Origin of the sequence: Halorubrum sp. Atlit-8R, from assembly GCF_003666025.1 — an archaeon.
Taxonomy (GTDB): domain Archaea; phylum Halobacteriota; class Halobacteria; order Halobacteriales; family Haloferacaceae; genus Halorubrum; species Halorubrum salinarum.
In genome coordinates, this window is record NZ_QPLV01000074.1 from 1 (window position 1) to 442 (window position 442).

The following is a 442-nucleotide window of genomic DNA, read 5'->3' on the forward strand; positions in this document are numbered from 1 at the left end:
TCGGATGGCCGATGGCATTCGGTTTCGTTAAGTTTGGAATCGAAAGTTCGGGTGCCCCTTCCCGCTGGGTTCCGAAGGCACAATCGAGGTAAGAGAGGGTCACGTATCTAGAACTAACATGAGTAGCCGAACGACACACCTGGATATCCGCGGCATGAGTTGCGCGAACTGCTCGCGCACCGTCGGGGAAGCGGTCGAGGCACTCGACGGAGTGTCCGAAGCCACGGTCAACTTCGCCACCGACGAAGGGACCGTGGAGTACGACCCAGAGGAGGTATCGCTCAGAGACATCTACGACGCCATCTCGGAAGCGGGCTACGAGGCAGTCTCGAAGACACGTACCGTCGGCATCTCCGGCATGAGTTGTGCGAACTGCGCGGACGCGAACCAGACGTCGCTGGAATCGGTTCCGGGCGTCATCGACGCCGAGGTTAACTTCGCT

At 59.5% G+C, this 442-nt stretch carries 1 protein-coding gene; it reads left to right on the plus strand.

The features are described from left to right. Window positions 1-118: 118 nt before the first annotated feature. A partial coding sequence (locus DVK05_RS16630; protein WP_147437857.1) for a heavy-metal-associated domain-containing protein occupies window positions 119-442 on the plus strand: 324 nt, incomplete at its 3' end.